The sequence below is a fragment of the Paenisporosarcina sp. P4_B8 genome (assembly GCF_056402175.1).
In genome coordinates, this window is sequence record NZ_JBFUHX010000012.1 from 1 (window position 1) to 19,832 (window position 19,832).

A 19,832-nucleotide genomic window follows, 5' to 3' on the forward strand; every position below is an offset into this window, starting at 1 on the left:
CTATACCACCTAAAAAGTACCATCAATAGTGGTATCTCATAGGAGTGTTTTTATTTATTGTTCATTACTAACTTTGTGAAGTATTACACTTACAGTAACGGATGCTTTAGTTAAAGAACATGGGTTGCTTAAGCAACTCTTTTCTTATTGAACTAACGGGGCAGGTTAGTTGAAGAAGCGTAGTATGGTTGAACTGTGAGACACATTTTGCTCGCACGATACTTCTTGTTTCCTTATATAATCTGAGTAAATCGCCATTTATTAACTGTTTTGCAATTTACAGGTTTATTAATTACAAATTAGGTAGAAATCACCTATTATTTCCATTTCGAATGGGATATAATTATTTTAATATTCAGAAAGGGGGATCGTAATATGACAAAGAAAATTAAACTTTTTGTATCTGCTTTATGCCTTTCAGTAGTTTTCGTTGCACCAAGCGTATCTGCAGGCGGGGTAAGTGATACAAATTTTGGGCCTTGGACAGGATGCAGTGGAAATAAGCCTTGTTATGACAATGACTAAATTGAAGATAATTTTAATTATTAGTAGAAAGAGCAGCCAACGTTTTATTGGCTGTTTTTTTGTGCATTTTATATCGCTGCGTTATTGCAAATTCCTATCTATCAGTGGACATTTTTCTTCTGGTTCAACACCTTATATGTCAACACTTCAATAAGTCTTATTCAACTAACGGGTGCTTTAGTTTAATAAGACTTATAAATATTAGGTACGAACACTCAGCCTTTTTGACAGGATGTTTAAACGTTCGGTATTTACATTTACTATCTTTTTTTATATTTCCATTCAAGCAATAAGCAGACATTTAGTAACACTTTTAGCGTACATATTAACAAATAACAATTAAAATTGTGTGTCTGCTAAAACGGTGAATATAGTAAGTATTAATCATTAACAAAGCCTGAATTTAGGCATTTTAAAAAAGCCCAATTCATATGCGAATTTGGGCTCTTTTTGATGTTTAATTTAGATTTTGTACCAGATAACTGAACGGGTTAATTAATCATCACCTCGTCCTTTTAAATGTGTTTCATTAATATAGAAACAAACTGTTCAAGTCCTTGTCGATCTTCCTCATGGAATCGATCTTTTTCCGGACTGTCGATGTCTAAAACACCAATCACTTCACCATTTTTAATCATTGGTACTACTATTTCTGATTGGGAAGCCGCATCACAAGCGATATGTCCCGGAAAAGCGTGTACATCAGGTACAACCATCGTTTCTTTCTTTGCAACTGTCGTTCCACAAACTCCTCGACCAACAGGAATTCTGACACAAGCAGGCAAACCTTGGAAAGGTCCTAAAACAAGTTCTCCTTCATCCATCATATAAAAACCAACCCAATTGATTCGATCGAAAAATTGGTTCAGTAACGCAGAAGCATTGCTTAAATTAGCCATGACATTCGACTCACCGCTTAGTAAAGCGTCCAGTTGTTTTCCTAACATGTTGTATTGTTGTTCTGTATTCCCTGCATATGCTGCTTTTTCAAACATGAAATCACCTCTTAAAATTAGAAACTTACGAATCAGTATAAACTTTCTCATAATATTGATGCAAATCTTGGACCCTGTGTGCATCGGACCCGAACACAAGAGGAATTCCCATATCTTTTGCAGTTGTTACGTAACGTTGTGGGGGATAGGGTTCCAAACAAAATTCTTTAGCCAGTCCCGCACTGTTGAGGTCCATTTCATAACGATGTTCTTTCATTAATTGTAATGTCGACATAATGAAATTATGGTCATCGACTTTGAATCCATGAGCATGTTGGAACTTATGAATTAATGTCGGATGTCCAATTCGTTTCGGTTTATATTTTCCTAAATCAGCTAGTATGGAGGCCTGGAGAGTTTTGTAATAAAGCTCATAGACTTTTTCAATAGAACCTACTTGCCCTGCAAACTCAATAAATGATTCTGCCGAGAAATCTATACAAGTATATTTATTTTCAAAAAGCAGGAAATGGACAGATAAAATAGAATCATCTAAGGTAGGACCAATTTCATTGAGCATCCGGGCAGTTGCTTTTTCGTATCCTTCAATATAATCGAACTCCAGACCAATGTTGATTGAGATATCGGAAGCGTATTGTTTTTTTAATTGGCGCAGTTTGTTTATATAAGGTTCAAGTGAGTTTACATCTAGGAAACTATCCCTAGTAGGGACAGTATCAATAAATCCTTCAGGAGCAGGTGCATGTTCTGTGAATGAGATATCGGTAAAGCCGTTATTTATAGCTTTTTCTATATATAATTCGAATTCATCTTTCGTTCCATGGGGGCAAAAAGGACTATGAATATGCGCATCTCTTTTCATTAATATAGGCACCTCCAACGTGTAAATCGGACATTTTACATAATTTCGGCAAAATTCTTCGATTTTCGTCTACATTCTCGTTTGTTCATGGTAGTATTACATATATAAACTGGCATAGACCGTGATTTTGGAACAGGGGGCTTACGATGACTAAGTATATCATCATTGCAATCATCGTACTAATTGCATTAATCGTAGTCGGATTTATGATCCGTCGTAAACATAACAGTGAAATTGAAAGACTTGAACATGAAAAACATCAAATTCAAAACAAACCGATACTAGAAGAAATGACGAAAGTTAAGCAGCTAAATATGAATGGTCAAACGGAAGAAATGTTTGAAAGCTGGCGAAACACTTGGACGCAGGTTATGGATGTCCATATGCCGAAAATCGATTCATTGCTGTTTGATGCTGAAGATAGTATTGATAAATTCCGTTTCAAACGTGCTACAGCGATAGAACAAGAAATTCAAGAACGTATTCTGCAAAGTGATGAACAAATGTCCCGAATTTTAAAAGAGCTTGAGCAACTGATTGGAAGCGAAGAGAAAAACCGAGTGGAAATGGATAGCTTGAAAGAGCAATATCGTGCAGCACGTAAAACTTTACTCGCGCATCAACATTCTTTTGGAGCGGCGGCTGTACCACTTGAGAAGAAATTGGAGCAATTCGGTCCTCAATTTGAAGAATATGATCGACTAACTGAAAACGGCAACTATTTGCAAGCACGTGAAATTGTCATTGGACTGGATCAGGAAGCCCAGCATGTATTTAACTTATTGCAAGATATTCCTTCGCTGTTAACGGACGTACAAAACAAGATTCCCTTAAGTATTCATGATCTCCGTAGTGGACAACGTGAAATGGAAGAACAATCCTATTATTTAGAGCATCTTGAAATGACGGATCAATTGGACAAATTGGATGACGAATTGGTACTAATGAAAGAATCAATCATTCAGCTTGAGATTGAAGACGTGAAAATTCGTGTTGAGCAAATGAAGGATGAAATTGAAGCGTTCTATGACATGCTGGAAAAAGAAGTAATGGCAAAACGTTATGTTGATAAACATCGTCACCCTACTGAGCGTCGATTGGCTGAAGTTACGACCATCACACGTCAAACAAGTGATGAAGCTGCATATGTTCAACAAAGTTATCGTTTACCAGAGAAAGAAGCAGAAATTCCTCTTGTGTGTCTGAAGCAAATCGAAACCTTGCAAAAACGTTATGATTTACTCGCACAACGTGCAAGTGAAGATCAATTAGCTTATTCAAGCCTTCAGGATGAACTTACACTGATTTCGACTGATTTGGAAAGCTTATATGAAGAGCAAGATCGTTTCTCTAATAGCCTGAAAAATTTACGTATTGATGAAAACCGGGCTCGAACTAATTTAGATGAACTGAAGCGTTTGCTACATGAAACCGACCGTATGGTACATAAAGCGAATATGCCGGGGATACCTGAAGAAATGGATGTTCGTTTGGAAGAAGCCGAAGAACATATTTACTTGGTGATGCAAAGCTTGCAAGAAGTACCACTGAATATGAAATTGGTAGACAATTATTTGGCAAAAGCGGATAAATGTATCCATGAAGTACATGCTAAATCAAAAGAAATGCTTGAAAATGTATTGTTGATTGAACGTATCATTCAATACGGCAACCGTTATCGTGCGAGTCATCCACGGATGAATCAGCGTTTATTGGAGGCTGAAGCGGCATTCCGTCAGCTTCGATATTCCAAAGCACTTGAAGAAGCAGCTACGGCTGTAGAAGAAGTGGAACCGGGTGCGATGAAGCGAATCGAAGTTCTTGTCAAAGAGGACGCGTGGCGTTCATAACAAGAAAAGCGTAAAGCACTACTTTAACCTGATATCGGCGATGGAAGAACTAAGCGAAAGCCTGCTTTCGCATCGGTAGTAAGGCTAAAGCCACCGAGACCTGAGGTAACACCTTCATAACCCACATCCTGTGGGCCCAAGCTGAGGTGCGGGCTAGTGCTTGAAGCTAGACATTAAAGAATATCAGTATGGTATACTTTTATGTAATAAGGGCAATTGAAACCACCGCACCCCACGTGCTGGTGGTTTTCTAATGAAAAGGAGTACAACAATGTATTATTTCGATCATAGTGCAACGACGAAACCACATAAAGAAGTATTGGATACTTTTGTAAAGGTGAATGAGGCGTATTATGCAAACCCTGCATCTTTGCATGAAATGGGTGTGGATTCACATATGCTCCTTTCCCGTGCTCGAAAGCAAATTGCAGATATGTTAAAGACAGAAGAAAACAAAGTGGTTTTCACTTCAGGCGGAACAGAATCCAATCATTTTGCCATCCATGGTCTTGCTAGAAGTCTGCAGTCTCGCGGAAGACATATCATCACATCAAATATTGAACACCCGTCCGTGTTAGAATCGATGAAACAATTGGAGAAACAAGGCTTTGAAGTCGATATTATACCAGTGAATGATAAAGGCATTATTTCATTTGAAGATGTAAAAGAGCGATTGCGTAAAGATACGATTTTGGTAAGTGTGATGCATATCAATAACGAGATTGGAAGCATTCAACCAATTGAACAATTAGCAAAAGTCATTCATCAACATAGTCGAGCATTATTTCACGTAGATGCAGTTCAAAGTTTTGGTAAATATCCAGTGTCTTTTCCCATTCTTGGAGCAGATGTACTGACACTGTCAGGGCATAAATTCAATGGTTTAAAAGGAACCGGGATTGTCGCTTGGACAGGTCATGTTTCATTTGAACCGACCATTGTAGGTGGTGGACAAGAGTTTGGGCTTAGAAGTGGAACGGTACCTGTTCCTCAGGCAGTTGCTTTCGCTAAAGCCATGAGGATGGCATTCGAAAATCAAGCATCCATGCACAAGACATATAAAATGTGGAACGAAAAGTTGAGAAACTTTATTAGTGGTTTCAAGGATATACGCATATTATCCCCAGATGATGCTGCTGCACACATCCTGACAATCAGTGTCCGGAATATTAAAGGAGAAGTGCTGGTCAATGCCTTGCAAGCAAGGGACATCATTGTAACAACATCGAGTGCATGTTCTTCTAAACAAACGAAAATCAGCCATGTAATAAAAGCAATCGGTTTACCCGATGACTATACAAAAGGTGTGATTCGCATAAGTATGGGAACCAGCAATAGCAATGAGCAAATTGATCATTTTATAGAAAATTTCACGGCAATCATCAAGCAAGTTAAAGGAGATTAAAAACATGTTGGAATGGAAAGAAATATTAATCAGATATGGTGAGTTATCTACAAAAGGAAGAAACCGAAGCTCGTTTACAGGTCGATTACGAGACAATATTCGTTACGCGTTTGCTGATTTACCCAAGTTTCAAATTGAAACAGAACGGGATCGTATGTTCATTCGACCAAATGAACAGGAAACCATGAAACAGTTAATAGAGCGACTGCCACAAATTTTTGGCATTCAGTCTTTCAGTCCAGTTGCATCTTGTAGTCACGACCTGGAAGATATCAAACAAACAGCCATTAAAGTAGTGGAGTCAATTGATCGCAAAGATAAAACGTTTAAAGTAACTGTTAAACGCTCATATAAGCCATTTGAGATGGAAACAAATGAACTGCAACAGTTCGTTGGAGCCAATGTGCTTCGTACATTCCCTGAAATTCAGGTTCAAATGAAGAAACCGGATATTGAACTACGTGTAGAAGTACGAAGAGATGCTGTTTATATGATGGCAGAAGTCATTCCTGGTGCAGGCGGTTTACCGATTGGATCTAACGGAAAATCACTCTTGATGCTTTCGGGTGGTATTGACAGTCCTGTTGCTGGTTACCAAATGTTAAAGCGTGGCGTACGCCTGGATGCCATTCATTTTCACAGTCCTCCATTCACTAGTGAACGTTCGAAGGAAAAAGTTATGGATTTAGCTGATAAATTAAGTCGCTTTGGTGCTTCTGTGAAATTGCATATCATTCCATTCACTGCGATACAGCAAGAAATTCAAAAACAAATTCCAGACAATGTATCAATGACGACAACTCGGAGAATGATGTTAAAGATTGCAGATTTAGTACGTGAAGAAACGCAAGCTTTGGCAATTATCACTGGTGAAAGTCTTGGACAAGTGGCAAGTCAAACTTTAGAAAGCTTGACAGCTATAAATGCCGTGACGAATACGCCTGTATTACGTCCACTTATTTCATATGACAAGCAAGATATTATTGAGATTGCCCAACAAATCGATACTTATGAAGTCTCGATCAGACCGTATGAAGATTGCTGTACAATTTTCACTCCTGCAAGCCCAAAAACAAAACCAAAGCTTGAAAAAGTGGAGTATTATGAAAGCTTCAAAACATTCGATGATATGATAACTGAAGCAGTCAGTGAACGTGAAATTATGATGTTCCCTAAAAAGAAACAAGATAAATTCTCCGATCTATTATAAAAATTAACGCTTGGTTTAGATACGCATAGCTGTTTTTGAATAAAAGATAATCCCATATATTACTACTTCTTGTGAATGCATGAATTTGTCCATCCGGCACATTCTATATTCAACAAGGAGGTGACACAGACATGGCAAATCAAAGTTCAAATCAACTAGTCGTTCCAGGTGTTAAACAAGCTTTAGACCAAATGAAATATGAAATTGCACAAGAGTTCGGTGTACAGCTTGGACCAGATGCGACAGCGCGTGCTAACGGTTCCGTTGGCGGAGAAATTACTAAGCGTTTAGTGCAAATGGCAGAGCAACAATTAAACGGCGGTTACCAAAAATAATTTAAAATAAACGAACCGGTAGCGAAAGCTGCCGGTTTTTTTGTGTTATGAAGAGCGATAAGATTTCGCTCAGTCTGAGTTTTTGGCCGTGACGTCTGAAAAAATGGGACTTCACGTCTGAACAGAAAACAGAGGGATCATAGTCATCAGAGACTAATTAATTGACTGAATAAAAACTTCTTTTTGAAAAATCAGTATTATGTAGCTATAATAAAGAGGGATGGCTCACTGAACAAAGGGGGAACTAAATTGAATCGTGAAAATTTATTGGCACCGTCAACGTATAATTTGGTCCAGGAATTCGAAAAATATGCAACCGATGAAAATCGTTTAGCATTGATTTGGAAAAGTGAAAAGGACGAGACGAAAAAAATTACATACAAAGAATTGATGCAACTGGCAAATCAGGCAGCAAATGTTTTTACAAGTAGTGGATTGAGACAAGGTGATGTTGTTTTGGTCATGGTACCAAGATTAATTGAAGCTTATGTCACTTACATAGGTGCCTTAAAAGCTGGGCTGGTCGTTATTCCAAGCTCGGAAATGCTGAGAGCAAAAGATATTGATTACCGTTTAGTTCATAGTGAAGCGAAAGCGATTGTGGCATATGAACCATTTATCAGCCAATTTGATCAAGTTGAAAAATTGGATGGACTGACTCAATTCGTTATCGGAGAAGGAAAAGGAAACTGGGTTTCATTGTCTGAAGAACTTACCAAAGCTTCTACTGAATTTACTGGAGCAGACACAAAAAACACGGACATCGCATTTTTGTCATACACGAGTGGTACGACAGGCAATCCTAAAGGTGTAGTCCATACACATGGTTGGGCATACGCGCATTTACGTACATCAGCTGAACATTGGTTAGGCATTCATGAAGGTGATGTTGTATGGGCAACTGCAAGCCCAGGTTGGCAAAAATGGATTTGGAGTCCATTTGTTGCAACTCTCGGAAGTGGGGCGACCGGTTTTGTCTATCACGGAAAATTTGATCCGAAAACGTATTTATCACTGCTTGAGGAATATCAAGTAAACGTTCTTTGTTGTACACCAACCGAGTATCGGATAATGGCGAAAGTAGAGGGACTATCAGCGTATAATCTTACTTCACTGCATAGTGCAGTGTCTGCTGGGGAACCGTTAAACCGTGAAGTTATCGATACATTCAAACGGGAATTCGGTTTGGAAGTGCGTGACGGATATGGACAGACCGAGAATACATTGTTGGTAGGAACAATGAAGGGCATGGAAGCACGTCCAGGATCAATGGGTAAACCTACGCCTGGCAACCAAGTGGACATCATTAATGAATTCGGCGAAGTTTGTGCACCAGGAGAAGTTGGTGATATTGCCGTTCATACCGATACACCTGCTTTATTTAAGTCATACCTAAAAGACCCGGAACGAACAAAAATGCAATTTAGAGGAACTTACTATATTACCGGAGATAAGGCTTCAAAAGACGAGGACGGATACTTCTGGTTTGAAGGACGTGGTGATGATATTATCATTAGTTCTGGATACACAATAGGACCGTTCGAAGTAGAAGACGCTTTGGTCAAACATCCAATGGTTAAAGAATGTGCTGTAGTGGGCAGTCCGGATGAAATTCGTGGGCATATCGTCAAAGCATATGTTGTATTGGTTGATTCAGCGGTGGCATCACCAGAGCTTGTAAAAGAACTACAGGACCATGTAAAAACTTTAACAGCACCGTACAAATATCCTCGTGATATAACGTTTATCGAAGAACTGCCAAAAACAGCTTCTGGTAAAATACGAAGAATTGAACTAAGAAATCAGGAAATTTCTAAATAAAAACTCAAAAAACTATTCTTATAGCCTTTAATAAAAAGGTTTATAAGAATAGTTTTTTGTCGTTTACTTTCTCTCAAAAGGATTCTATAATGAGATATATTTCGAGAGTCAAACTAATGAGGTGAAGCTATGCTAGAAAATGAACGTCAAGGTGTTATTTGGGCAATCGGTGCGTATCTTGTTTGGGGAGTTCTCCCAATCTATTGGAAGTGGCTACATCATGTTCCGAGTGATGAAATCATAACAAGCCGAGTCCTTTGGGCATTTATATTTACATTACTATTCGTCCTGATTACACGAAACACCAAGCTTCTAATTGAAGATTTAATATCATTGTGGAAAAATCAAAAAGCTTTCTGGAGCTTATTTTGTGCTTCGGCATTAATCTCGGGAAACTGGTTCTTGTATATCTGGGCAGTAAATAATAACCATTTAGTGGAAACCAGTTTAGGATACTATATCAACCCACTGATTTCTGTCTTGCTGGGCATCTTTTTCTTAAAGGAACGTTTGACGACGTCTCAAAAACTCGCCTGTGTCATTGCGACCATCGGTGTTATCATCTTAACCATTTCATATGGCCGTTTCCCATGGCTTGCTTTTTCTCTTGCCATCAGTTTTGCCATTTACGGATTAATGAAAAAAACAATACCTTTAAATGCAGTTCGCGGATTGACAATCGAAACATTGTTTATTGTGCCATTTGCGTTTATTTATTACATTTATTTATTTCTATCCGACCGTGCTGTCCTTTTTCATGATTCATTCCAGACGGATGTATTGTTGATTCTTACAGGTGCTGCAACCGCTGTACCTCTCGTGCTATTCGCAAAGGGAGCGCAACAAATGCCGTTATACATGATTGGGTTTTTACAATACATTGCACCGACTTGTATGTTGTTTCTAGGTGTTATTATTTATGGCGAAACGTTCAATCCCATTGATTTACTGTCATTTTCCTTAATCTGGCTGGCGCTGATTCTCTTTACTGTCTCCAAGGTTATGGAAGCACGCACAAGAAAACTTAAATTGGCGAAATTATAAAAAGCAGACGAGAAGGAATATCTCGTCTGCTTTTATTGAATGGGTTGATTTTTGTTGTTGTCCAGTTGAAGGTTCTAACGAGTCCAAATTAAAGATACGTGCGTTTCACTTTTTCCCAGAAGGAATTGTTTTTCAACTTAACGGTCTTCACGATGCGGTTACTCAACTCGATATTAACTGATTGTACATGTTGAATACTTAGCGATTCATTGTCCATGCCCATTGTCGGGAAGTCATTTCCGTCTTGCTGCAGGCGTAATGTTAATTGACGCTGACCGCTTAAAATGAATGATGAGCCAAGAGTGCGGTATTTGTTGCTGTTCACAGATGCCAGTTCAGATACTTGGAAACAAGGAAGGAGAGGGTCCACCACTGCACCATTGACCGACTTATTGTAAGCCGTGCTACCAGTTGGGGTAGCGATGATCATGCCATCTCCCCGGAATGTTTCAAAATGCAATCCATCAATTTCTACATCAAGAACAAATGTCTTAATAATATTTGAACGGATACTAAATTCATTCAAGCAATAAAAAGGTGGATTGTCATCCACTATAACTTGTAAAATAGGATAACGACGTACTTCAATTTCCGCATGTTGAACAGCCTGAATCACTGTATCCATGTCATTGAAATGAAAATCACAATACATACCCAGCGAACCAGTGGTAGAAATTCCGGCATACAAACAATCTTGACGAAAACCGGTTTTGCGAACGGCTTGAAGGAAAGATCCATCTCCGCCCAAGCTTACGATAATGTTTGCATTTTTCGCATCATCTACCGTAGTGAATCCATGTTGTGCAATCATTTCCGTAAGAATTGATTTTTGTTGCAAGGAGCTTTCATCGTGTTTCGAATAAATAAAAATGTGTGTACGCTCGGACAATACTGTCACGACCTTTCCGTTAATACTTGTCGTTATTTTAGCATGTTCTGAAACATTACGGCATGTTATTCGTATTACGTTAAGAGTAGAAAAAGGAGGAACATCAAATTGAATGCAAAACGTTGGATTGCTTTAGGTGCTGCAGCACTATTATTTGGTTTGTCTACCATCATTAATATGGCATTTTTTGCTTTTAGCAATGATTGGACATCTAATTTTGAAAACATGCTGGCTTTGCCAGAAAGTGAATATTCCGAGAGTGTACTGGAAGTTGGGGATACATCTAAACGTATCGCTGTATTAACAGTGGACGGAGTCATTCAGGATACTGGCGAGGCTACTTCACTTTTTGGAACAGCCGGTTACGATCACCAGTTTTTCATGGACCAACTGGAAATGATTAAAGAAGACGATACAATCAAAGCCGTGGTCTTGCAAGTGAATTCGCCAGGTGGCGGGGTTGTCGAGTCTGCGCAAATTTATGATAAAATTAAAGAAGTACAAGAAGAAGTTGGCATACCGTTTTACGTGTCGATGGGCAGCATGGCTGCATCAGGCGGATATTATATCTCTGCGCCTGCAGATAAAATTTTCTTGAATAAAGAAACACTGACAGGTTCCATCGGCGTCATTATGGAAAGTGTCAACTACGGCAAACTGGCTGAAAAATATGGTGTTGATTTTGTTACGATTAAAACAGGACCGTATAAAGATATTATGAGCCCAACCCGTGATATGACGGAAGATGAGCGTGCGATGCTACAGGACATGATTAATGAATCTTATGAATCATTTGTAGATATTATTGAAGAAGGCCGTGGCATGACAGAAGCTGAAGTGAAGAAAGTTGCAGATGGACGCATTATGAATGGGCGTCAGGCAATTGAAGCCGGTCTTGCGGATGAATATGGATATTTGGAAGACGTAATTGAAGCTGTTCGTAAAGACTTTGATTTAGAAGATGCAGAAGTGATTCAGTATGAATACCCTCAAGGCTTCTCCAGTCTATTTTCTATGAAAGCTCAATCATTGTTAGGTGGAGATGCGGAGTCACAATTGATTGGCCGTTTACTTTCGGATTATAACGCACCTCGTATGATGTATTTATACGGTGAGAAGTGAGGAGGAATAGTAAATGACTGATCGACATGATCCGATTGAACATGAATCATCAATTGAAGCAGCTGTAAATTCTGTTTCACCGAATCCAAATTATACAGTTCAGAATAGTGAAGAGTTTATCCTGAAACCCGCTGGCTTTTGGATTCGATTCTGGGCATATTTAATAGATTTACTTGTCATTTCATCCGTTACTTCAATTGTCATTTATCCGTTGTTCCATATATTCGGATGGGATGTTCAAGGGACAACATGGTATGCACCGATAGGGTTCATCACAGGGTTTATTTTCTATTTATATTTCGTACTAATGATGAAGTTTTTCAAGCAAACTGTAGGCAAAATGATTTTTGGGTTGCGTGTCATCGCATTGCAAAGCGAATCACTGTCTTTAAGCACCATTTTGTTCAGGGAATGGATTGGCCGCTTTTTCTCGGCAACAATCTTGCCATTGTACTGGGTAGTCGGTTTTACACCTAAAAAACAGGGGTTGCATGACTTCATAGCAGATACGATGGTTATCCACGAGCAAACGTATGAAAAGAAGGTTATCACTACTTACCAGCCTGTTTCCGAATCAAGTCAGTTGCAACCGCCAAATGCATTCTAGTAAGATGTAGGAGTATGAAGGAAAGGGAGGCGTTATCATGGCACAAATTACATTTAAGCAAAAACCCGTAACATTACTTGGCAAAGAAGTAACAGTAGGTGACACGGCGCCAAATTTCACAGTATTAGCTAACGATCTTAGCCCGGTTACATTGGAAGATTCAAAAGGGAAAACAAGATTAATCAGTGTGGTACCATCTTTGGACACAGGTACATGTGATACACAGACGCGTAAATTCAACGAAAGCGCTGCTGAACTTGGAGACGATGTTGTCATTCTGACGATCTCGAATGATTTGCCATTTGCTCAAAAACGCTGGTGTGCAGCTGCTGGAATTGATTCAGTACAAACACTTTCCGATCACCGTGATTTATCGTTTGGTGAAGCATATGGAGTGGCAATAAAAGAATTAAGATTGTTGGCTCGTTCAATCTTTGTAGTAGATAGCAATGACAAAGTAACATATGTTGAGTATGTTTCTGAAGCAACTGAACATCCTGATTATGAAAAAGCAATCGCCGCTGTTAAAGCAGCACAAAAGTAAAATCCAGAAACCCACTCGATTATAGAGTGGGTTTCCCATTTGCTCAAAAAAATATTATTATTTTGCGCCAGCATACGTGCAAGATATGTTTGTCTAAAAGGAGAACTTCATGAACAGTTCGATGGAACAGTTATTTACATTTATCGATGAACATGCAAAAAAAATGCAAACAGCAGAAGACTTAACGTATATTGAAGGTGTTTTGGAATCGACAGAAATGTGGTTGGATGGTGATATAGAACCGAAAATCCCGACCCTCCAGAAAGAAGACATCCGAAAAGCGATTCAACTTGCTATTTTAAAAGGCATGAAAGAACATGTTCAGGCACATCATCAAATGACCCCTGATTCGCTTGGTCTGCTTGTTGGCTATTTCGTAGATCAATTGACGAAGGATAAACAGCAAGTCACGATTTTGGATCCAGCGGCAGGAACGGGCAATTTATTATTTACTGTAATGAACTTTTTGCAGGATAAAGCCACAGCAACTGCTGTCGAAATTGATGATATGTTGATTCGTCTTGCAGCTTCTACTGGTGACTTGTTGCAGCAACCAGTAACACTATACCGACAAGATGCGTTACAACCTTTATTGATTGATCCATCCGATGTTGTCATAAGTGATTTGCCGGTGGGTTACTATCCCGATGATAAAACTGCTGCGGGTTATGAGTTGAAAGCGAAGGAAGGCATGTCTTTTGCACATCACTTAATGATCGAACAATCTATCAGACACACGGTTGACGGCGGATACTTAGTATTCCTTGTTCCTCAAGGGATTTTTGAATCACCACAAGCGAAAGAACTTCACGCTTATTTTGCCAACCATGCTTGGATTAAGGCAGTTGTGCAATTACCTGTGAACTTATTCAAAAATGAAGCACATGCAAAGAGTCTATTGGTGCTCCAAAAGAAATCAGCTGACTTGAAACAGCCAAAAGAAGTGTTACTGGCAAAAGTTCCAAATATGTCAAATAAAGAAGCCATGGCTTTGTTCTTCGAAAAAGTTAAAATGTGGCATCAAGAAAATACGAACTGATAGTTGTTCGCCTCTTTTTTCACCTGTACAATGACTGTATAAGTGGAAAAGGGGCGTTTTTTTATGACTAATATATTGGCAATCAATGCTGGAAGCTCATCGTTAAAATTCCAATTGCTTCAGATGCCTGGAGAACATGTTGTGTCTAAAGGATTAATCGAGCGTATTGGATTGAAAGAACCTATCTTTTCCATGACAACGAATGGGCAGAAAGTCGAATTCATCGAAAAAATTACAAATCACCAGGACGCAGTTCAATTACTCCTGCACCATCTGGTAGAACAGAAAGCAGTGAATTCGCTACAGGATATCGATGGCATCGGACATCGATTGGTACATGGTGGTGAAGAGTATAGCGATTCCGTATTAATTGATGATGAAGCCCTTATAGCATTTGAAAGACTATCGGATTTGGCACCACTCCATAATCCCGCAAATATTGCCGGAATCATTGAATTTAAAAAAGCATTACCGCATGTGCCTGCCGTGGCAGTTTTTGATACCGCATTTCATCAGACCATGCCGGAGAGTTCTTTTTTATATTCAATTCCTTACGATTATTATAAGAAATACGGCATCAGGAAGTATGGCTTTCACGGAACTTCGCACAAATATGTAACAGGACGAGCTGCAGAATTGCTGAATCGTCCAGTAGAGACCATTCGACTGATATCCTGTCATTTAGGTAACGGAGCCAGTATCGCTGCAATCGATGGGGGACGCTCAATCGATACATCGATGGGTTTCACACCTTTAGCGGGTGTCACGATGGGGACCCGTTCAGGGAATCTGGATCCAGCGCTTATTCCTTTCTTGATGGAAAAGACTGAAAAAAGTGCAGAAGAAGTATTGGATGTCTTGAACAAAAAGTCTGGAATGCTTGGTGTATCAGGATTTTCAAGTGATTTGCGCGACATAGAAATGGAAGCATCGAAAAATAATCCGCGTGCTCAATTGGCTCTTGACGTGTTTGCAAATCGCATTCATAAATATATCGGTTCTTACGCAGCACGCATGAATGGAGTCGACGCCATCATTTTCACGGCTGGCATCGGAGAAAACAGTGAAATAATTCGTGCAAAAGTATTGGCGGGTCTTCAATTCATGGGCGTCTACATGGATCCAGACTTGAACAAAATTCGCGGAAAAGAAGCATTTATCAGCTTCCCACATTCCCCGGTAAAAGTCATTGTCATCCCGACGAACGAAGAAGTGATGATTGCAAGGGATACAGTGAGATTGTCTGGTTTACAAGGTTTTTGACACGCTAAACTGAAAAAGTCGTTACATTCGTTGACTACTAGATAGGCATGTCACGAAAGCAAAATCAGGACCTACGATGCATTGAAGGGCTACACTTCGAGGCACCATAACCGAACAACGGAAAGAGCGAAGCAAAGTAATGCTGACACTTACTAGGTGTGAATATCGATATTCCGCAAAACAGCTGCGCTTTCCGCGGGCTTGCGCCGAACTAACTCGAACTGATCGTTCGAGTGGATTTCGACACTTCGCTTTTCCCGCTGGAGTCTCCGCTGTTTGCTCCATATCTCGGAATAAGAAGAAATCAACTGTGATAAAACTGTATACGGAATGAGACAGAGGAATTAAGAGGTATATAGTTATGAATTATTTTGAATTTTAGGCTCCGGTGAGGTTTCGTCTCATCTCATAACCAAGGAGACTAGTGTTTGAGACGAGTTTGATTGATAAATGTTGAGGTTTGAGCGATAAATCCTCAGGATGATCGATAAATGTTCGATTCTGATTGATAAACTACTCAGTTTGATTGATAAATTTTTCACAATCTCAAATCAATAATTCAAAAACCCAAAGACTCCTGCAAAGAGCCTTTGGGTTTTATTGGTTAATCATGATCTTCAGTACGAACGACGAGTACGTCACATTTTGCTGCCCGAACGATATGTCCAGAAACGCTGCCGATTAGGAAACGTTCAACTGTGCTCAAGCCAGTCGCTCCACAAATGATAAGGTCTGCTTCCACTTTGGCTGCGACTTCTCTTGCGATCAATGTTTTAGGAGAACCGTAATCAACGAACACATTTACTTTTGTCACGCCAGCCGCTTCTGCTTGCTTCTTATAATTGCCTAGTAGTTCTTCCGCAAATGATTGTGCACGGTCTGCGATGGATCGGTCATAAGCTTCGATTGCAGCAAATGAGCGTGTATCAATAACATTAACGAGATTCAGTGTGGCGTTATTGCGTTGTGCAACTCCAATTGATTTTTTGAAAGCCCATTCCGCTTCTTTGGAACCATCCACTGCAACTAAGATGTGATTGTATGAAAGTGTCATGTCAAATCCTCCTTCAAATTTTTGTCTGTCGTTAATATAGTTCTTTAAAGGAGGTGTAATTCCTGCTTTTTAACGAAAGATCTTCGACAAGTATCGTCTATTTTGTGACAAATGATTTATTTAGAACAAGATAGACAATGGAACTGATGACAAAAACCATCATGCCAGGTGAGAGGTCTTTAGGAATGAGCAAGTAGGCAAAGCTCATCGTTGAAAAGGTAATAATGGGTTTACTTTGTACAAGCCAATAAAGACCTGCAGTAACTTTTCCTCTGAAATTTAAGGAGAGCCCTAATCCATACCGCTAAAAAAGCGGCTACCCAAGGAAGTTAGGTAACTGCCAATGCAGGTACCAAAAAAATTCCAGCATTGACTGAAAAGGCACACGTAATAATTGCGTACTCTTTCCATGTCGATAATTTGTGGGAAGATGGGACAGCCTCAAGTCCATATTGTTCAAAATTGCCAGTATTTAACCTTTCCATATTCTTTTTACACCATCTTCCTTTTTTCTGATTAGTCCAATAATATGTAATTGAAATATTTTTGAAGCAAATTTCAATTATATCTGATAGAATGGATTTGCTTTCATCAGTTTTAAAAATGTCGATTCATTCGACTTAATAACATTATTCATTTTACATAAATGACTTAGGAGGGTTTTTCAATGAGAATTGGAGTGCCAACAGAAATAAAAAATAATGAAAACCGCGTAGCAATGACGCCTGCAGGTGTTGTTAACTTATCTGTTTTCGGTCATGAAGTATTTATCGAAGCAGGAGCTGGACTTGGTTCTGGATTTACAGATGAAGCTTACTCAGATGCAGGGGCAACAATTGTTGCAACCGCAACAGAAGCTTGGTCTCAAGATATGGTCATGAAAGTAAAAGAACCAATCGCTTCTGAATATGGTTACTTCCGTGAAGGGTTAATCTTGTTCACTTACTTACATTTAGCACCTGAACCTGAATTGACTCAAGCTTTGGTCGATAATAAAGTCGTTGGAATTGCATACGAAACTGTTCAACTTCCAAACAACTCATTGCCATTGTTAACACCAATGAGTGAAGTGGCTGGTCGCATGTCCACTCAAATTGGTGCACAATTCTTAGAGAAAATCCATGGTGGTATGGGAATTTTACTAGGTGGAGTACCTGGTGTATCCCGTGGTAAAGTAACAATCATCGGTGGCGGTATTGCAGGAACAAACGCTGCACGTGTAGCTATCGGAATGGGCGCAGATGTGACAATCATCGATTTAAGTCCAGATCGCCTTCGCCAACTGGAAGACTTATTCGGTCGTGATGTTCAAACATTAATCTCAAATCCATTCAACATTGCGGAATCAGTTAAAGATTCTGATCTTGTAATTGGTGCTGTATTAATTCCTGGGGCAAAAGCTCCGAAACTTGTAACAGAAGAAATGATCAAATCAATGAAACCTGGTTCAGTTGTAGTCGACATTGCTATTGACCAAGGCGGAATTTTTGAAAGTTCTGACCGTATTACAACGCATGACCAACCAACTTATGAAAAACATGGTGTAGTTCATTACGCAGTTGCGAATATGCCGGGTGCAGTTCCACGTACATCGACAATGGCTTTGACGAACGTAACAGTTCCTTATGCTGTTCAAATTGCCAACAAAGGTTATGTACAAGCTAGTTTAGATAACAGTGCGCTTCTAAAAGGTATTAACACACTTGAAGGACATGTAACTTATCAAGCAGTTGCTGACGCACAAGGACTTCCATACATTGCCGTTGAACAACTATTAAATAAATAAGATGAAGCCCCTTTTAGCTGCAAAGTGAGAAGGGGCTTTTTTGTAGGCTATGTTAATTGTTGCTGTTGATATTCCGCAAAACAGCTACGCTTACCTAGTGTGATAGCCAAGACTATTTTGCTCTTGCGATTACTCGTTGCAGTGATGCTCCATATCTCTTACTGTTCTCTTTGGTGAGTGTAGTGGAAGGCGGCGAAATCATGTGCTCCTGTGGTTACTCGTCGGAAGGATATTGGCCATTCATCCAAATTGGAACAGAAATCAACAATATAGTTTAACAGAGCCTTTTTGATAATAATGATTTATTGCAAAGATCTATATAGTTGTTTCTTGATTTCAATCCAACATAAAAGACCTGTATCACTCCAAACGCGATACAGGTCTTTTATGTTTTATATAAGTATTTATGCTGTCGGAATGATAACCAATTCTTTCGGATACTTCGTAAGGACTTCGACGCCATTTTTAGTGACAACAACATCATCTTCTATACGAACGCCCGTAATATTCGGATCATAGATTCCAGGTTCAATTGTGAAGACCATGCCTTCGATCAATTCCATTTCATTATTTCCTGTTACAGAAGGGAATTCATGTACAGAAATTCCTAGACCATGTCCGAGGCGATGGGTAAAGAATTCACCGTATCCTGCTTCCGTAATCACGTCACGTGCAATCTTATCTAAATCCATCGCACGAACACCCGGTTTTACAGCATCCACTGCATCTTGCTCTGCTTTTCTTACAGTTTCATACACTTCTTTTTGAGCGTCAGATGGCTCGCCGAACGATACAGTACGGGTAATATCTGAACAGTATCCTTTGTAAATGACGCCTAAATCAAACAGGACGAAATCACCTTTTTGAATTTTACGGTCACCTGGTTTACCGTGTGGTGACGCGGTTTTTGGACCACTCAATACCATCGTATCAAATGACATATGGGAAATTCCTTTTTTCTTCATTGCCAGTTCAATCGCTGTCAGAATTTCAAGCTCCGTTTTGCCTTCAGCAATTTCGCTGACACCCACTTCGATTGCATAATCTGCATAAGCAGCTGCTTGACGTAAGATTTCCAATTCTTTTTCATCCTTGACCACTCGCATGGCATTCAACTGGTCGTCCAATCGCGCAAACGATGTTTGTGGGAACAGTTCCTGAAGTGCTTCCAAGCGTTCAACCGTCATATGCGATTTTTCAATGGCAAGTTGGGAGATTGTGATTCCTTTCTTTTCGATGGCCTCTTTTAATAGTTGCCAAGGATTGTCTGTATCCTGATGGCCAACAGTATCAAAAGACCAACCTGCTGCTTTTGCGTCAGGCACTTCCATTTTAGGACAAATCATCAACGGTTCTGCATTTTGGAATACCACAACACCCAACAAACGTTCATGGGGATTGCTGTGGAAACCCGATACGTAAAATACGTTGTCGGGTGTCGTAACAAATGCAGCGTCTATATTATTTTGTTTTAAATACGAAGAGATTTGATTGATTTTGCTCATATAAGCACTCCTTTA

Annotated in this window: 19 protein-coding genes; 13 read left to right on the top strand and 6 right to left on the bottom strand. The window is 39.4% G+C overall.

Annotation, left to right across the window (positions count from 1 at the left end; translation table 11 throughout):
- The first annotated feature begins 375 nt into the window (after nucleotides 1-375).
- Nucleotides 376-525: a hypothetical protein gene (locus AC1DSK_RS12040; protein WP_477547086.1), complete on the top strand. Its 150-nt coding sequence runs from the start codon at nucleotides 376-378 to the stop codon at nucleotides 523-525.
- Between the two features lie 515 nt (nucleotides 526-1,040).
- On the opposite strand, the gene AC1DSK_RS12045 is transcribed toward AC1DSK_RS12040, so the two are convergent.
- Nucleotides 1,041-1,520: a GAF domain-containing protein gene (locus tag AC1DSK_RS12045; RefSeq protein WP_477547085.1), complete on the bottom strand. Its 480-nt coding sequence runs from the start codon at nucleotides 1,518-1,520 to the stop codon at nucleotides 1,041-1,043.
- A gap of 25 nt (nucleotides 1,521-1,545) precedes the next feature.
- Complete coding sequence (hisJ, locus tag AC1DSK_RS12050) at nucleotides 1,546-2,343, bottom strand: histidinol-phosphatase HisJ (protein WP_477547084.1); 798 nt, start codon at nucleotides 2,341-2,343, stop codon at nucleotides 1,546-1,548.
- Between the two features lie 146 nt (nucleotides 2,344-2,489).
- Between hisJ and ezrA the strand changes: the two genes are divergently transcribed.
- From ezrA to rarD, 6 genes are all read left to right on the top strand, one after another.
- Complete coding sequence (gene ezrA / locus AC1DSK_RS12055) at nucleotides 2,490-4,193, top strand: septation ring formation regulator EzrA (protein WP_477547083.1); 1,704 nt, start codon at nucleotides 2,490-2,492, stop codon at nucleotides 4,191-4,193.
- A 271-nt stretch (nucleotides 4,194-4,464) separates the two neighbouring features.
- A complete protein-coding gene (locus tag AC1DSK_RS12060) occupies nucleotides 4,465-5,598 on the top strand; it encodes a cysteine desulfurase family protein (RefSeq protein ID WP_477547093.1) in 1,134 nt (377 codons plus the stop codon).
- A 7-nt stretch (nucleotides 5,599-5,605) separates the two neighbouring features.
- The gene (thiI, locus tag AC1DSK_RS12065; protein WP_477547092.1) at nucleotides 5,606-6,808 is read left to right on the top strand and encodes a tRNA uracil 4-sulfurtransferase ThiI; all 1,203 of its coding nucleotides are present in this window, start codon (nucleotides 5,606-5,608) and stop codon (nucleotides 6,806-6,808) included.
- A 131-nt stretch (nucleotides 6,809-6,939) separates the two neighbouring features.
- Nucleotides 6,940-7,143, top strand: a complete 204-nt coding sequence (locus AC1DSK_RS12070) for an alpha/beta-type small acid-soluble spore protein (protein ID WP_016426640.1) — start codon at nucleotides 6,940-6,942, stop codon at nucleotides 7,141-7,143.
- A 249-nt stretch (nucleotides 7,144-7,392) separates the two neighbouring features.
- Nucleotides 7,393-8,964 (top strand): acyl-CoA synthetase MbcS, encoded by a 1,572-nt coding sequence (mbcS, locus tag AC1DSK_RS12075; protein WP_477547082.1) that lies wholly within the window; start codon nucleotides 7,393-7,395, stop codon nucleotides 8,962-8,964.
- Nucleotides 8,965-9,093: 129 nt separating this feature from the next.
- Entirely contained in the window at nucleotides 9,094-10,008 is a 915-nt protein-coding gene (gene rarD / locus AC1DSK_RS12080) for an EamA family transporter RarD (RefSeq protein WP_477547081.1), read from the top strand.
- An 88-nt stretch (nucleotides 10,009-10,096) separates the two neighbouring features.
- On the opposite strand, the gene AC1DSK_RS12085 is transcribed toward rarD, so the two are convergent.
- The gene (locus AC1DSK_RS12085; RefSeq protein ID WP_477533095.1) at nucleotides 10,097-10,897 is read right to left on the bottom strand and encodes an NAD kinase; all 801 of its coding nucleotides are present in this window, start codon (nucleotides 10,895-10,897) and stop codon (nucleotides 10,097-10,099) included.
- Nucleotides 10,898-11,005: 108 nt separating this feature from the next.
- Here AC1DSK_RS12085 and sppA point away from each other — a divergent pair, with 108 nt between their 5' ends.
- The 5 genes from sppA (at nucleotide 11,006) to AC1DSK_RS12110 (ending at nucleotide 15,472) form a co-directional block, all read left to right on the top strand.
- Nucleotides 11,006-12,019, top strand: coding sequence for a signal peptide peptidase SppA (gene sppA / locus AC1DSK_RS12090; protein ID WP_477547080.1), 1,014 nt, complete (start codon nucleotides 11,006-11,008; stop codon nucleotides 12,017-12,019).
- 13 nt (nucleotides 12,020-12,032) lie between these two features.
- Nucleotides 12,033-12,626 (top strand): RDD family protein, encoded by a 594-nt coding sequence (locus AC1DSK_RS12095; RefSeq protein ID WP_477547079.1) that lies wholly within the window; start codon nucleotides 12,033-12,035, stop codon nucleotides 12,624-12,626.
- Nucleotides 12,627-12,663: 37 nt separating this feature from the next.
- On the top strand, nucleotides 12,664-13,170 hold the full coding sequence (tpx, locus tag AC1DSK_RS12100) for a thiol peroxidase (RefSeq protein ID WP_477547078.1): 507 nt from the start codon (nucleotides 12,664-12,666) through the stop codon (nucleotides 13,168-13,170).
- Between the two features lie 109 nt (nucleotides 13,171-13,279).
- Entirely contained in the window at nucleotides 13,280-14,209 is a 930-nt protein-coding gene (locus tag AC1DSK_RS12105) for a class I SAM-dependent methyltransferase (RefSeq protein WP_477547077.1), read from the top strand.
- A gap of 63 nt (nucleotides 14,210-14,272) precedes the next feature.
- Nucleotides 14,273-15,472, top strand: a complete 1,200-nt coding sequence (locus tag AC1DSK_RS12110) for an acetate/propionate family kinase (protein ID WP_477547076.1) — start codon at nucleotides 14,273-14,275, stop codon at nucleotides 15,470-15,472.
- 604 nt (nucleotides 15,473-16,076) lie between these two features.
- Here AC1DSK_RS12110 and AC1DSK_RS12115 read toward each other — a convergent pair.
- A complete protein-coding gene (locus tag AC1DSK_RS12115) occupies nucleotides 16,077-16,526 on the bottom strand; it encodes a universal stress protein (protein ID WP_016426673.1) in 450 nt (149 codons plus the stop codon).
- 329 nt (nucleotides 16,527-16,855) lie between these two features.
- On the bottom strand, nucleotides 16,856-17,011 hold the full coding sequence (locus tag AC1DSK_RS12120; RefSeq protein WP_477547075.1) for a hypothetical protein: 156 nt from the start codon (nucleotides 17,009-17,011) through the stop codon (nucleotides 16,856-16,858).
- Between the two features lie 182 nt (nucleotides 17,012-17,193).
- Between AC1DSK_RS12120 and ald the strand changes: the two genes are divergently transcribed.
- On the top strand, nucleotides 17,194-18,312 hold the full coding sequence (gene ald, locus AC1DSK_RS12125) for an alanine dehydrogenase (RefSeq protein WP_477547074.1): 1,119 nt from the start codon (nucleotides 17,194-17,196) through the stop codon (nucleotides 18,310-18,312).
- A 404-nt stretch (nucleotides 18,313-18,716) separates the two neighbouring features.
- Here the strand turns inward: ald and AC1DSK_RS12130 are convergent, their stop codons facing one another.
- On the bottom strand, nucleotides 18,717-19,817 hold the full coding sequence (locus AC1DSK_RS12130; protein ID WP_477547073.1) for a M24 family metallopeptidase: 1,101 nt from the start codon (nucleotides 19,815-19,817) through the stop codon (nucleotides 18,717-18,719).
- Between the last annotated feature and the right edge of the window lie 15 nt (nucleotides 19,818-19,832).

Bases quoted from the DNA above. Each gene is read 5' to 3' on its own strand.
- AC1DSK_RS12040 (WP_477547086.1), top strand. From the start codon at position 376: ATGACAAAGAAAATTAAACTTTTTGTATCTGCTTTATGCCTTTCAGTA.
- AC1DSK_RS12045 (WP_477547085.1), bottom strand. From the start codon at position 1,520: ATGTTTGAAAAAGCAGCATATGCAGGGAATACAGAACAACAATACAAC.
- hisJ (WP_477547084.1), bottom strand. From the start codon at position 2,343: ATGAAAAGAGATGCGCATATTCATAGTCCTTTTTGCCCCCATGGAACG.
- ezrA (WP_477547083.1), top strand. From the start codon at position 2,490: ATGACTAAGTATATCATCATTGCAATCATCGTACTAATTGCATTAATC.
- AC1DSK_RS12060 (WP_477547093.1), top strand. From the start codon at position 4,465: ATGTATTATTTCGATCATAGTGCAACGACGAAACCACATAAAGAAGTA.
- AC1DSK_RS12070 (WP_016426640.1), top strand. From the start codon at position 6,940: ATGGCAAATCAAAGTTCAAATCAACTAGTCGTTCCAGGTGTTAAACAA.
- rarD (WP_477547081.1), top strand. From the start codon at position 9,094: ATGCTAGAAAATGAACGTCAAGGTGTTATTTGGGCAATCGGTGCGTAT.
- AC1DSK_RS12095 (WP_477547079.1), top strand. From the start codon at position 12,033: ATGACTGATCGACATGATCCGATTGAACATGAATCATCAATTGAAGCA.
- tpx (WP_477547078.1), top strand. From the start codon at position 12,664: ATGGCACAAATTACATTTAAGCAAAAACCCGTAACATTACTTGGCAAA.
- AC1DSK_RS12105 (WP_477547077.1), top strand. From the start codon at position 13,280: ATGAACAGTTCGATGGAACAGTTATTTACATTTATCGATGAACATGCA.
- AC1DSK_RS12110 (WP_477547076.1), top strand. From the start codon at position 14,273: ATGACTAATATATTGGCAATCAATGCTGGAAGCTCATCGTTAAAATTC.
- AC1DSK_RS12115 (WP_016426673.1), bottom strand. From the start codon at position 16,526: ATGACACTTTCATACAATCACATCTTAGTTGCAGTGGATGGTTCCAAA.
- AC1DSK_RS12120 (WP_477547075.1), bottom strand. From the start codon at position 17,011: ATGGAAAGGTTAAATACTGGCAATTTTGAACAATATGGACTTGAGGCT.
- ald (WP_477547074.1), top strand. From the start codon at position 17,194: ATGAGAATTGGAGTGCCAACAGAAATAAAAAATAATGAAAACCGCGTA.
- AC1DSK_RS12130 (WP_477547073.1), bottom strand. From the start codon at position 19,817: ATGAGCAAAATCAATCAAATCTCTTCGTATTTAAAACAAAATAATATA.